This window comes from Streptomyces sp. NBC_00440 (assembly GCF_036014215.1).
Lineage (GTDB): Bacteria > Actinomycetota > Actinomycetes > Streptomycetales > Streptomycetaceae > Streptomyces.
In genome coordinates this window covers 6,033,895-6,046,487 of sequence record NZ_CP107921.1, presented here as the reverse complement: position 1 = coordinate 6,046,487, position 12,593 = coordinate 6,033,895, and the positions used below count along the sequence as shown (strand labels likewise).

The window sequence follows — 12,593 nt, the reverse complement described above, 5'->3', positions numbered from 1 at the left end:
CCCCTACAGGTTGGCAAGTTCCCTGGAAAATTGAACTTGCGTTTCACAGAGTGAGACGCGAGTATCGTTGCATGGACAACTCTAGCGGCGTCGGCGTTCTCGACAAGGCAGCTCTGGTATTGAGTGCTCTGGAGTCCGGCCCGGCCACCCTCGCCGGACTGGTCGCGGCGACAGGGCTGGCACGACCCACGGCACACCGGCTTGCGGTGGCCCTGGAACACCACCGGCTGGTGGCGAGGGACATGCAGGGCCGGTTCATTCTCGGCCCACGGCTCTCGGAGCTGGCAGCGGCGGCGGGCGAGGACCGCCTGCTCGCCACGGCCGGCCCCGTACTCACGCATCTGCGCGACGTCACGGGCGAGAGCGCCCAGCTCTACCGCCGGCAGGGCGACATGCGGATCTGCGTGGCGGCGGCCGAGCGCCTCTCCGGGCTGCGGGACACCGTCCCGGTCGGCTCGACGCTCACCATGAAGGCCGGTTCGTCGGCGCAGATCCTGATGGGCTGGGAGGAGCCCGAGCGGCTCCACCGCGGGCTCCAGGGCGCCCGGTTCACCGCGACCGCCCTCTCCGGCGTACGGCGCAGGGGCTGGGCCCAGTCGATCGGCGAGCGCGAACCGGGCGTGGCATCGGTCTCCGCCCCCGTACGCGGGCCCTCGAACCGGGTGGTCGCCGCCGTCTCGGTGTCGGGCCCGATCGAACGGCTCACCCGCCACCCGGGCCGGATGCACGCCCAGGCGGTCATCGACGCCGCCGGACGGCTCTCCGAGGCCCTGCGCCGCACCAGCTGACGCGGGGCCCGCTCACACAGGGCCCTTCAGTCACTCCGCTCAGTCACTGCACCGCCCCCTCCCCCACAGCCACTCGCACAACGGCCCGCCCCAGCGTCGTGGCGGCCCAGCACCGCGACAGGCCCAGGACCGGTCAGCTCAGCCCGCCTCGGGCCCCGAGCGCGCGCCGGAGCGGTGCGCGAGACGGTCCGCCGCCGCGCGGCCCCGGCGCTCGATCGGGAGCACACCGGTCGCCGCCGCCAGCCCGAACTCCGGCATATCGGCGTAGATGGACTCGTACGACCCCTCCGGCACGATGTACGTCTCGTGCCACAGCCCCACATGCTGCCGGGACTTCCGCTCCTTGCGGTTGACCATGGCCCACGCCGTGCGGTGGAACATGTCGGGCGCGGCCGCGTATGCGAGCAGCTTCTCCTTCGACTCCCAGTACTGCACGACGTAGTACGTCCGCGGCGAGCCGGTCAGCAGTGTGTGCCCGAGGAGTCCGCGGCTCTTGTCCCTGCCCAACTCCCTGAGCATGCGCGGCATCGCCAGCAGAACCGGCAGCCAGTGGTGCACTCCCCAGAAGTGGTTGATGCGCATCCCGATCAGCAGAATGACCACGTCGCCTTCCGCGGCTGCGGTCATCCGGCCCGGAATCGGCTTGGCGAACATGCAGTGCCCCCTTCGCCATACTGGACGGCAGATATTGGATAGCGTCACTATCCAGTGGTGGGATAGTGGCACTGCCCAAGGGGCGGCGCAAGGGAAGGCACAGGAATGCGACTGTCGGAACTGAGTGAGCTGAGCGGGATCCCGGCCGCGACGATCAAGTACTACCTGCGGGAGCAGCTCCTGCCGCCCGGGCACCGGATCAGCGCGACCCAGGCCGACTACGACGAGAGTCATCTGCGCCGGCTGCGTCTGGTGCGGGCGCTGATCCAGGTCGGCCGGCTCCCGGTGGCGACGGTGCGTGAGGTGCTCGGCCATGTCGACGACGCGTCCCTGGGCCGCACGATCCGGCTCGGCGCGGCCCTCTGGTCGCTGCCGCACGGACCCGAACCGGACGACGAGGCACCGGAGACGGCCACCGCGCGCGCCGAGGTCGACCGGCTGCTGGACCAGTTGGGCTGGGAGAGCGTACGGGAGATCGGCGAACTCTCCCCCGTCCACCGTTCGCTGGTCGCGTCGGTGGCCACCCTGCTGCGGCTCGGCTACCCGTACGAGGTCGGCTACCTGGTTCAGCAGGCCGAGCTGATGTATCAAGTGGCCGTCCAGGACCTGGACATGATGGAGACGCACCCCTCGGAGAAGGAGCAGGTGGAGACAGCCGTCGCGGCCACCGTGCTCTACGAGCCGCTGCTGACCTCGCTGCACAGGCTGGCGCAGGAGGAGGAGTCGGCGCGGCGCTACGGGCTCTGAACCGGCGGGAGTTCGGCCATCGGGCAGCCACGCCGGTGGCGCGGCCAGGCCGTGCAACCCGTCAACCGGCCCATACAGAAAGGCCCTTCACCGAAGTGAAGGGCCTTTCCTGTCCTGTACCCCCGACCGGATTCGAACCGGCGCTACTGCCGTGAGAGGGCAGCGTGCTAGGCCGCTACACAACGGGGGCTTGTACTGCAAGGTGGTTACTGCTGATCTACTGCAGATCTTGCGTGAAGATCTTGCGCTGGGCTACCAGGACTCGAACCTAGAATGACGGTACCAGAAACCGTTGTGTTGCCAATTACACCATAGCCCATGGTGGAGTACCCCCGACCGGATTCGAACCGGCGCTACTGCCGTGAGAGGGCAGCGTGCTAGGCCGCTACACAACGGGGGCCCTAGCGATCCTGCATCAAGTTGATCGGGTGTGACCCTGATCAACTCACGGGAAGGATCTGTACCCCCGACCGGATTCGAACCGGCGCTACTGCCGTGAGAGGGCAGCGTGCTAGGCCGCTACACAACGGGGGCTTGTACTGCAAGGTGGTTACTGCTGATGTACTGCTGGTTTACTACTGGCCTTGCGCTGGGCTACCAGGACTCGAACCTAGAATGACGGTACCAGAAACCGTTGTGTTGCCAATTACACCATAGCCCAATGAAACGCAACCCCTTGGGGGTCTTGTTCATCTCGCGCTGTCCGCTCCGGCCTTCCGGCCCACTCGGGCGGCGCAAGAAGAACATTACCCGAAGGTGGACGGCGCTCCAAAACGGGTATCGCCCCGCAGCAGCCCGGGAAGCTGGCCCAGCGCGGTGATCCGGTCCAGCTCGGGCCGTCCGCCGAGGTCCGCCCGGTCCAGCCAGACCGCCCGCAGTCCGGCCGCGAGCGCCCCGGCGGCGTCGATGTCCGGATGATCTCCCACGTACAGGACCTCCGGCGGGTCGAGCCGCAGGGCGTCACAGGCGGCGTGGAAGGCACCGGGCGCGGGCTTGGCCACCCCCAGGTCCGCCGCGCAGACGAGCACCTCGAACCGGTCCCGTACGCCCAGGGTGCGCAGCTTGCGGTCCTGGTTGTGGGTGGCCGAGTTCGAGAGGAGCCCGTGCCGGTAGTCGGCCGCGAGGGCGTCGAGCGCCGGCACGGCGTCCGGGAAGAGCGACCAGGCCGCCTCGTAGTGCGCCAGGTGCCGGGCGAACCAGGCGTCGGCCTCCTGGTCGCTCAGTTCCGTACCGGTGAAGGACCGGACCCGCTCGCGGCGCTGGCCCTCCCAGTCGGTCTCCCCCGCGGCGAACCTCGCCCAGTGCAGCTCGGTGATCTCCCGCCAACGGCCGAGGGCCTGCTCGACGGAGGTGTATCCGTCGGGCAGGCCCTCGGTCTTCAGATGCTCCGACAGCCCCACACGGTCCGCGGTCGTGTAGTCGAAGATCGTGTCGTCGATGTCCCAGAGGACCGCGCGGATGGGCATGTGTTCAGCTTAGGCGGCCAGCTTCGCCAGTGCCGCGTCGATCCGCTGGAGCGAGCGCTCCTTGCCCAGGATCTGCAGGGACTCGAAGAGCGGCAGGCCGACCGTACGGCCGGTGACCGCGACGCGGACCGGAGCCTGGGCCTTGCCGAGCTTCAGGCCGTGCTCCTCGCCGGCCGCCAGGACGGCCGCCTTGAGCGCCTCGGGGCTGGTCCAGTCGGCGTCCGCGAGCTTGGCGCGGGCCGTGGTGAGCAGGGCCACCGGGTCGCCCTTCATCGCCTTCGTCCAGGACGCCTCGTCCTCGACCGGCTGGTCCAGGAAGAGGAAGTCGACGTTGGCCGTGATGTCCGAGAGGACCGTGAGGCGGGTCTGCGCGTACGGGGCGATGGCCTCCCAGGCCGCCTGGTCGAAGTTCTCCTCCGGCCAGTTGGCGTGCGGGGCGCGCAGCCACGGGGTGCAGGCCTCGGTGAAGGCCGGCACGTCCAGCAGCCGGATGTGGTCGGCGTTGACCGCCTCGGCCTTCTTCAGGTCGAAGCGGGCCGGGTTGCTGTTGACGTCCGCGATGTCGAACTTCTCGACCAGGTCGGCGACCGAGAAGATGTCCTGGTCCGCCGAGAACGACCAGCCCAGCAGGGACAGGTAGTTGAGCAGTCCCTCGGGCAGGAAGCCCCGCTCGCGGTAGAGGTTGAGGGACGCCTCCGGGTCGCGCTTGGAGAGCTTCTTGTTGCCCTCCCCCATCACGTAGGGGAGGTGGCCGAAGAGCGGGATGTCCTTGGCGGCGCCGATGTCGATCAGTGCCTTGTACAGCGCGATCTGGCGGGGGGTCGAGGAGAGCAGGTCCTCGCCGCGCAGCACGTGCGTGATCTCCATCAGCGCGTCGTCGACCGGGTTGACGAGCGTGTACAGCGGCGCGCCGTTGGCCCGGACGATGCCGTAGTCCGGGACGTTCTCCGGGGTGAAGGTGAGCTCGCCGCGGACCAGGTCGTTGAAGGTGATCGTCTCGTCGGGCATCCGGAAGCGGACGATGGAGGTGCGGCCCTCCGCCCGGTACTCCTCGATCTGCTCCGCGCTGAGGTCACGGCAGTGGCCGTCGTACCCCGATGGCCGGCCGGCCTTGCGGGCGGCGTCGCGGCGCTCGTCGAGCTCGGCGGTGGTGCAGTAGCAGTCGTACGCGTGGCCCGCGTCCTGGAGCCGCTTCGCGATGTCCGCGTAGATGTCCATCCGCTGCGACTGGCGGTACGGCGCGTGCGGGCCGCCCTTTTCGTCGGGCCCTTCGTCCCAGTCCAGGCCGAGCCAGCGCAGCGAGTCGAGCAGCTGGTTGTACGACTCCTCGGAGTCGCGGGCCGCGTCGGTGTCCTCGATGCGGAAGACCATGGTGCCGCCGGTGTGCCGGGCGAAGGCCCAGTTGAACAGGGCGGTGCGGACCAGTCCCACGTGGGGGTTGCCGGTCGGGGAGGGACAGAAACGTACGCGGGGGGGCACCCCCTGCCCGTCGAGCGAAGCCGAGAGCTTGGGGGAGTGTGTCGCGTTAGCCACGCTTGATCACCTTGTTGGTGAGAGTGCCGATGCCTTCGATGGAGACGGCGACCTCGTCGCCGACGTTGAGCGGTCCGACGCCGGCCGGGGTGCCGGTCAGGATGACGTCTCCGGGGAGCAGCGTCATGGCGTCGGAGATGTTGACGATCAGATCCGCGATGGAGTGGATCATCTCGCTGGTGCGGCCGAGCTGGCGCTGGTTGCCGTTGACCGTGGCCTGGATGGTCAGGTCGGACGGGTCGAGGTCGGTCTCCACCCAGGGGCCGAGCGGGCAGGAGGTGTCGAAGCCCTTGGCCCTGGCCCACTGCTTCTCGCGCTTCTGGACATCACGTGCGGTGACGTCGTTGGCGCAGGTGTAGCCGAAGACGACGTCCTTGACGCGGTCGTGCGGGACTTCGCGGCACATCCGGCCGATCACCACGGCCAGTTCGGCTTCGTGGTGCAGTTCGCTGGAGAAGGAGGGGTACTCGATGGCGTCGCCCGAGCCGATCACCGATGTGGTGGGCTTGAAGAAGGCGAACGGTGCGTCCGGGACCGCGTTGCCGAGCTCTGCCGCGTGCTCCGCGTAGTTGCGGCCGAAGGCCACGACCTTGTTGGGGAGCACCGGGGGCAGCAGCCGGACCTTGCTCAGCGGGACCTTGACACCGGAGAGCTCGAAGTCCGAGTACGGGATGCCCTTGATGATGTCGAGGACGAGGTCGCCCGAGGGATCGGAGCCCTCGCCCTCGACCACGCCGAAGGCGACATTGCCGTCGATGGAGAATCTGGCGATGCGCACGAGTGCTGTCGCCCCTCACTTACTGGCTGGCTGGAGTTCTGACGCTCCAGGCTAACGCGGGTGGCGAGGGGCTGCCGCGCGTTATTCGGCGGCGGTGACCTGCGCGGGGGCGGGCGCCTCCATCAGGATGGTGCGGCGCGGGTTGGCCGTCACGGCCGGCAGGGTCGCGGCGTGCTCCGGCTGCTCGGGGCGCTGCAGCTGCTCGGCGTCCGTGAGGTGGGCGAGCGTGGTGCGGCGGGGGTTGGCAGTGGTGCGGAACAACGTCGTCGTCTTCATGTGCTTGTGAGGCCCTGTCGGTCGGGCGGCGCCGGGGCGCCGGTTGTCGGATTCGCCATCCCTGTAAAGCGTCAGGCTAAACATCTGATTCCCCGCAGAAGCGTGGGCAGGACAACGATCTAGGTGTGAGTTTGCTCACGAGTTGAGTGATATTTAGGGCATTACGGTCACTCAACTGCCCTGCAACAAGCGGACATTACGCATGTGAACCGTTCATTCCGCCCCTGATCATGGCGACTGGGACACCCCTGACCTGTAAGCAGTACGTAAACAAAAGTCCGATTTCTCCGGGAACAATTTCTACCCCTGGTGATGCGCCGCTCACGCCGTGTCAATAAGGTCACATCCCGGCACACGGGCCTTGTTGGAGATCCGTCGCTGTGCTGGAATTCCACGCACTGCCGCGCAGTCTTTGTGAAAACACAGGCAGGCCGGCGCACGAAGGGCGCGACGCAGCGCCGAGTGGCGGCGGTAAAGGGGGAGAACACGCCGGTCACTGACGACCACCATGGGGCGCGCCGCGCCCCACGACTCGACACCGTTCCGCCGCCTGTGCGGGGGAACGCCTGGTCCAGAGGTTGCGACGCTAGTGCAGGGACGTTTCAAGAGGGATGGCACGGGCTCTCCCCAGGCCCGCCAGGGTCGAGGGGAAGCCGAGGCTGAACAGGAGCCTCGCGGCGGATCCGACCGCGACTCCTCGGCCCAGCACGCCCAGGCCCCCCGAGGACACAGCCAGACCCCGGCCGGCGGCGGTGAGTCCAAGGCCCCGTCCTCGGCTCCGGCCGCGCCGAAGTCCAAGGGCCAGACCGGCCCGGGCTCACGCATGGCTCTGCGCAACTGGCGCATCAGCACCAGGCTCGTTTCCCTGCTCGCACTGCCCGTGGTCGCCGCGACCACCCTGGGTGGGCTGCGGATCAACGACTCGCTGGACAACATGCAGCAGCTGGATCACATGCAGCTGCTCACCCAGATGACCAAGCAGGCGACCGAACTGGCCGCCGCGCTCCAGGAGGAGCGCGACAGGTCCGCGGGTCCGCTGTCGCACGGCGCGAAGGCCACCGACTTCAACGTCGAAGAGCCCCGCAAGCGCACCGACCTCGCCGACCAGGCCTTCCTCAAGGGCACATCGGACTTCGACAGCGCGAACCGCGACAGCTCGATCGAGTCGATCCGCGGCAGCCTCCGGGGCATCGCCACCAAGCTGACCCGTCTCAAGGCCATCCGCGCCGACGCGTACCAGGGCAGCGCCACCACCTCGCAGACGGTCACCGAGTACAGCGAGCTGATCGACTCGCTGCTCAGCCTCTCCCAGGACATGGCCCAGGCGACCGCCAACCCCGAGATGATCAAGCGGACCCGCGCCCTGGCGGCCTTCTCGTCCGCCAAGGAGTACGCGTCGATCCAGCGCGCGGTCATCGCGGCCTCACTGCCGACGAGCAACAAGGGCCACGGCCACCTGGAGGAGAGCGACCGGCTCTTCGCCAAGTCCGCCATGCAGAGCGAGGAGGACGAGCTCAAGTCCTTCAAGCTGGTCTACGCGGGCAACGCGGCGGCCCTGACCGCCCCGCTGGACACCGGTAACCCGGAGATCACCGCCGCCAACCTGTACGCGAAGCACGTCCTGGAGAACAAGGGCGGTCTGGAGAGCCAGACCCCGCGTTCGTACAAGGACTGGTACGACTCGGACAGCAACCGCATCACGGCCATGAACACCATCGAGGCCACGCTGCTCGGCGAGATGGAGCAGAAGGCCCGCGAGCTGCGCAACGACGCCGAGCGCGAGGCGATCGTCAACGCCGCGCTCATCGTGCTCGTGCTGGGTGTCTCGCTGGTCGGCGCCTTCGTCGTGGCCCGGTCCATGATCCGCTCGCTGCGTCGGCTCCAGGACACCGCTACGAAGGTCGCGAGTGAGCGCCTTCCCGAGCTGGTCAAGCAGCTCTCCGAGACCGACCCGCAGGACGTCGACACCTCCGTGGAGTCCGTCGGTGTGCACAGCCGGGACGAGATCGGAAAGGTCGCGACGGCCTTCGACGACGTGCACCGCGAGGCCGTCCGGCTCGCCTCCGAGCAGGCCATGCTGCGGGGCAACGTCAACGCGATGTTCACCAACCTCTCGCGCCGCAGCCAGGGCCTCATCCAGCGCCAGCTCTCGCTCATCTCCGAACTGGAGTCCCGCGAGGCCGACCCGGACCAGCTGTCCTCGCTCTTCAAGCTCGACCACCTCGCGACCCGTATGCGCCGGAACGGTGAGAACCTCCTCGTCCTCGCGGGCGAGGAGCCCGGCCGCCGGTGGACCCGCCCCGTGCCGCTGGTCGACGTGCTCCGCGCCGCCGCGTCCGAGGTGGAGCAGTACGAACGCATCGAGCTGGCGGCGGTGCCCGCGACCGAGGTCGCGGGACGCGTCGTCAACGACCTCGTCCACCTGCTCGCCGAGCTGCTGGAGAACGCCACGTCGTTCTCCTCGCCGCAGACCAAGGTCCGCGTGACCGGTCACGCACTGCCCGACGGACGCGTACTCGTCGAGATCCACGACACCGGCATCGGCCTCTCCCCCGAGGACCTCGCCGCGATCAACGAGCGGCTCGCGTCGCCGCCCACCGTGGATGTCTCCGTCTCCCGCCGCATGGGTCTGTTCGTGGTCGGCCGCCTTTCGCTGCGCCACGGCATCCGCATCCAGCTCCGCCCCTCCGACTCCGGTGGTACGACCGCGCTGGTCATGCTGCCCGTCGATGTCGCGCAGGGCGGCAAGAAGGCTCCGGCCAAGCCGGGTATGCCCGGTGGCCAGCAGCCGCAGCAGCTGGGCCAGTCGCAGCAGAACCAGTCGCAGCAGGGCGCGGGCGCCCCGGGCCGCGCCGGTGCCGGGCTCGGCGCTGGTGCGGGTTCTGGTGCCGGTCTCGGTGCCGGGCTCGGTGCCGGTGCACCGCGCGGTCAGGTCCCGGGTACGGGTCCGCGCGCCGCGCTGCCCGCCCGCGACGGCGACCGTTCGATCCAGCCCGGCGGCCCGCAGCAGCAGGGGCAGCCGCAGGGCGGCTCGGCACCCGCTCCGGCGGTGAACGCGTTCGGCGCGGGGGCGCCCATGCCGCGCAGGGCCGCCCAGGGCGGTCGTGGCGGTCAGGGCGAGACCCCGGGACGCGGCGGCAACGGCCCGCAGCGCCCGCAGCAGCCGGGTGAGGGCATGTTCCAGCCCCCGGCCGGCCGTCAGCAGCAGCTGCCGCCCACCGGTGGCCCGCGCGCGGAGCTGCCCGGCGGCAACCCCGGCGGCCCGCAGTCACAGCCGCAGGCCCGAGGCCCGCAGTCGCAGCAGAACCCGCAGCAGCCGCAGGGTCCGCAGCCGCCGCAGCGCCCGCAGACCACCAGCTGGGGCAATGAACTGCCGCAGCGGGCGGCTCAGGACATGCCGCGCGGCCACGAGGAGCCGGACACCGGCGCGTTCGGTTCCGACCCGTTCGGCCCCGGTACGAACGATTCCGGTACGACCGGCTCCGGCGCCCAGTACCGCCAGCCGTTGCGCCCGCGGCGCCAGTCGGGCGAACGCGCCCCGGCGGACGACCGGTTCGGCAACGACCGGTTCGGCAACGACCGGTTCGGCAACGACCGCCCCGCCGACGACCGGCTCTCCGCCGAGCGCCAGGGCCCCGGCTCCACCGCCGAGTTCCAGCGTCCGGACTTCAACGGTCCGCCCCCCGGGAGCACCGGACGGTTCGAGCGTGCCGACGTCTTCGAGCGCCCGGATGTCCGCGGCCCGCAGCGGCGCCCGCAGATACCCCAGGTGCCGCAGATACCGCAGGCCCAGCAGCCGAACGACCGGTTCCAGCAGGACCGCCCGCAGGACGACCTGTTCCAGCAGGACCGTCCCCAGGACGGCCGGTTCCAGGACGAGCGGTACCCGGCGGAGTCCCGGCAACAGGACCTCCCGTACCAGGACCCGCAGCAGCAGTCGCAGGATCCCGCGTCCACGGCGCAGTTCCCGCGGGCCGAACTGTCGGACTTCGGCGGCTTCAACTCCCCGCGTCCGCCCGCTCCTTCGGAGGGCCGCCCCGGCGGCGCCCCGCAGCAGCGTGACCGTGGCGAGGCCGACTTCGGTGCGCCGCGTCCGCCCGCGCCGCAGAGCCTGCCCGCGCAGCCGCAGTACGACGCGCTGCCGCCGGCCGCCGACCCGGGCGACGGACGTACCCCGCTCTACGACACCCTGGAGACCAACTGGTTCCACGGCGCGCAGTCCGCGAGGACCGCGCAGCCGCAGGAACCGGCCGCTCCCCAGCAGCCCGAGCCGGCCGCTCCCGCGGCACCGCCCCGCGACCCCATGGCCCAGACTGCCCCCGGCAGCAACTGGCGGGCATCGCCCAACGACGAACTCGTACGGCAGGCCGAGCGGGCGAAGAAGCCCGCTGCCGGTGGTGTCACCACATCCGGTCTGCCCCGACGCGTACCGCGTGCCAATCTGGTGCCCGGCACCGCACAGCAGCAGGCCCACCAGGCCGGTCCGCAGGTTTCGCGTGCGCCCGACGACGTACGCGGCCGGCTGACCAATCTCCGGCGCGGCATCCAACAGGGTCGCCAGGCCGGAAACGGCCCCTCTCACCAGCAGGAGCACTAGTTGAGTCCGATGAGCCAGGCGGCGCAGAATCTGAACTGGTTGATCACGAACTTCGTGGACAACACCCCCGGGGTGTCCCACACAGTGGTGGTCTCCGCCGACGGACTTCTGCTGGCCATGTCCGAAGGCTTTCCGCGTGACCGTGCCGACCAGCTGGCCGCGGTGGCGTCCGGGCTGACCTCGCTCACGGCGGGCGCCTCCCGGATCTTCGAAGGCGGCGAAGTCGCCCAGACCGTGGTGGAGATGGAGCGCGGCTTCCTTTTCCTCATGTCGGTCTCGGACGGCTCCTCGCTCGCCGTGCTCTCCCACCCGGACTGCGACATCGGCCTGGTCGGGTACGAGATGGCCCTGCTCGTCGACCGTGCGGGCAGCGTCCTCACCCCGGACCTGCGCGCCGAACTCCAGGGGAGCCTGCTCCACTAGAGACACGCCCCCCACAGGTTCAGCCCGTACGTTCATCAACTACCGTCCGGCCGCATCCCGCCCCCCACCGGCCCAGTCAGACGGCACTCCGTCTCATCGCTGTCACGCCCGGAGGATCCATGACCCCGCCCCCCGCCTCTCACGATCCGTACGGCGTGCTGCACGACGCGTCGTACGACAGTGAGGGCGACCAGCCGCTGGTACGTCCGTACGCCATGACCGGCGGCCGGACCCGGCCCCGCTACCAGCTCGCCATCGAGGCGCTGGTCAGCACCACGGCCGACCCGGTGCACCTCGCGGGCCTGCTCCCCGAGCACCAGCGGATCTGCCATCTGTGCCGTGAGGTCAAGTCGGTGGCCGAGGTGTCGGCGCTGCTCTCGATGCCTCTTGGGGTGGCGCGGATCCTCGTGGCCGACCTGGCGGAGGCCGGCATGGTGGCCATCCACCAGCCGGGCAACGGAGAGGCCGGCGGCACGCCGGACGTGACACTGCTCGAAAGGGTGCTCAGTGGACTTCGCAAGCTCTAGCGGCGGGGCGGCCAGATCGACCACCTCGGCGAAGATCGTGGTGGCGGGGGGCTTCGGCGTGGGCAAGACCACGTTCGTCGGCGCCGTCTCGGAGATCAACCCGCTGCGTACCGAGGCAGTCATGACGTCCGCGTCCGCGGGCATCGACGACCTCACACACACCGGGGACAAGACCACCACCACGGTGGCCATGGACTTCGGACGCATCACCCTCGACCAGGACCTGATCCTCTACCTGTTCGGCACACCGGGACAGGACCGCTTCTGGTTCATGTGGGACGACCTCGTACGCGGCGCCATCGGCGCCGTCGTACTCGTCGACACCCGCCGCCTTTCGGACTGCTTCCCCGCGGTGGACTACTTCGAGAACTCGGGACTCCCCTTCGTCATCGCCCTCAACGGCTTCGACGGACACCAGCCCTACACCCCCGACGAAGTACGCGAAGCCCTCCAGATCGGCCCCGACACCCCCATCCTCACCACCGACGCACGACACCGCGCAGATGCAAAGAGCGGACTCATCACACTCGTCGAGCACGCATTGATGGCACGCCTCAAGTAGTCGTCCTTCTACGGCAGTTGTCGTAGCCGACCTGGGGCGGACTGTGGTCTTTGACACGATCCGCCCCCATGTTCATAACGTTTCGACAGAGAATTCATTCTCGGCGGACACCCGTTGCATCCGCATGGTGCCGCTCTGCTCACATCAGCCCCCGCTTTTGGCGCGGCTCGCTCTTTTTGACCGTTTTATCTGAGGCATACGCCACTCGGAGCGGCGGGTTCCAGCTGTTTGGAGCCACGCCG

General features: G+C 69.4%; 11 protein-coding genes and 5 tRNA genes. 6 read left to right on the top strand and 10 right to left on the bottom strand.

From position 1 onward, the window contains the following. Positions 1-71: 71 nt before the first annotated feature. Positions 72-788 (top strand): IclR family transcriptional regulator NdgR, encoded by a 717-nt coding sequence (gene ndgR / locus OHB13_RS27220; RefSeq protein ID WP_164265352.1) that lies wholly within the window; start codon positions 72-74, stop codon positions 786-788. Between the two features lie 138 nt (positions 789-926). Here ndgR and OHB13_RS27215 read toward each other — a convergent pair whose 3' ends face one another. Continuing rightward, complete coding sequence (locus OHB13_RS27215; RefSeq protein WP_328378806.1) at positions 927-1,442, bottom strand: DUF4188 domain-containing protein; 516 nt, start codon at positions 1,440-1,442, stop codon at positions 927-929. Between the two features lie 105 nt (positions 1,443-1,547). Between OHB13_RS27215 and OHB13_RS27210 the strand changes: the two genes are divergently transcribed. Then, on the top strand, positions 1,548-2,189 hold the full coding sequence (locus tag OHB13_RS27210) for a MerR family transcriptional regulator (RefSeq protein WP_328378805.1): 642 nt from the start codon (positions 1,548-1,550) through the stop codon (positions 2,187-2,189). 117 nt (positions 2,190-2,306) lie between these two features. Here OHB13_RS27210 and OHB13_RS27205 read toward each other — a convergent pair. The 9 genes from OHB13_RS27205 to OHB13_RS27165 all read right to left on the bottom strand — a co-directional run bounded on the left by OHB13_RS27205 (position 2,307) and on the right by OHB13_RS27165 (position 6,242). Next, positions 2,307-2,379: transfer RNA gene (locus tag OHB13_RS27205), tRNA-Glu, on the bottom strand. A 57-nt stretch (positions 2,380-2,436) separates the two neighbouring features. Next, positions 2,437-2,508 (bottom strand) — tRNA-Gln (locus OHB13_RS27200). Between the two features lie 8 nt (positions 2,509-2,516). Then, positions 2,517-2,589 (bottom strand) — tRNA-Glu (locus tag OHB13_RS27195). A gap of 61 nt (positions 2,590-2,650) precedes the next feature. Further along, positions 2,651-2,723: transfer RNA gene (locus OHB13_RS27190), tRNA-Glu, on the bottom strand. Between the two features lie 55 nt (positions 2,724-2,778). Further along, positions 2,779-2,850: transfer RNA gene (locus OHB13_RS27185), tRNA-Gln, on the bottom strand. Between the two features lie 85 nt (positions 2,851-2,935). Next, positions 2,936-3,655 (bottom strand): HAD family hydrolase, encoded by a 720-nt coding sequence (locus tag OHB13_RS27180; protein WP_328378804.1) that lies wholly within the window; start codon positions 3,653-3,655, stop codon positions 2,936-2,938. 9 nt (positions 3,656-3,664) lie between these two features. Continuing rightward, complete coding sequence (gltX, locus tag OHB13_RS27175; protein WP_443062972.1) at positions 3,665-5,188, bottom strand: glutamate--tRNA ligase; 1,524 nt, start codon at positions 5,186-5,188, stop codon at positions 3,665-3,667. Beyond that, a complete protein-coding gene (locus OHB13_RS27170) occupies positions 5,181-5,966 on the bottom strand; it encodes a fumarylacetoacetate hydrolase family protein (RefSeq protein ID WP_266852605.1) in 786 nt (261 codons plus the stop codon). The genes gltX and OHB13_RS27170 overlap by 8 nt, the downstream gene beginning before the upstream one ends. Positions 5,967-6,047: 81 nt before the next feature. Continuing rightward, positions 6,048-6,242: a hypothetical protein gene (locus OHB13_RS27165; protein WP_266852607.1), complete on the bottom strand. Its 195-nt coding sequence runs from the start codon at positions 6,240-6,242 to the stop codon at positions 6,048-6,050. A gap of 589 nt (positions 6,243-6,831) precedes the next feature. Here OHB13_RS27165 and OHB13_RS27160 point away from each other — a divergent pair. From OHB13_RS27160 to OHB13_RS27145, 4 genes are all read left to right on the top strand, one after another. Then, positions 6,832-10,839, top strand: coding sequence for a nitrate- and nitrite sensing domain-containing protein (locus tag OHB13_RS27160; RefSeq protein WP_443062971.1), 4,008 nt, complete (start codon positions 6,832-6,834; stop codon positions 10,837-10,839). 9 nt (positions 10,840-10,848) lie between these two features. Beyond that, on the top strand, positions 10,849-11,262 hold the full coding sequence (locus tag OHB13_RS27155; protein WP_164260060.1) for a roadblock/LC7 domain-containing protein: 414 nt from the start codon (positions 10,849-10,851) through the stop codon (positions 11,260-11,262). A 119-nt stretch (positions 11,263-11,381) separates the two neighbouring features. Beyond that, entirely contained in the window at positions 11,382-11,789 is a 408-nt protein-coding gene (locus tag OHB13_RS27150; RefSeq protein ID WP_164259976.1) for a DUF742 domain-containing protein, read from the top strand. Further along, positions 11,770-12,351 carry a GTP-binding protein gene (locus OHB13_RS27145; RefSeq protein WP_164259978.1) on the top strand — a complete coding sequence of 194 codons (582 nt, stop codon included), beginning with the start codon at positions 11,770-11,772 and terminating at the stop codon, positions 12,349-12,351. Before OHB13_RS27150 ends, OHB13_RS27145 begins: the two co-directional genes overlap by 20 nt. Positions 12,352-12,593: the final 242 nt, after the last annotated feature.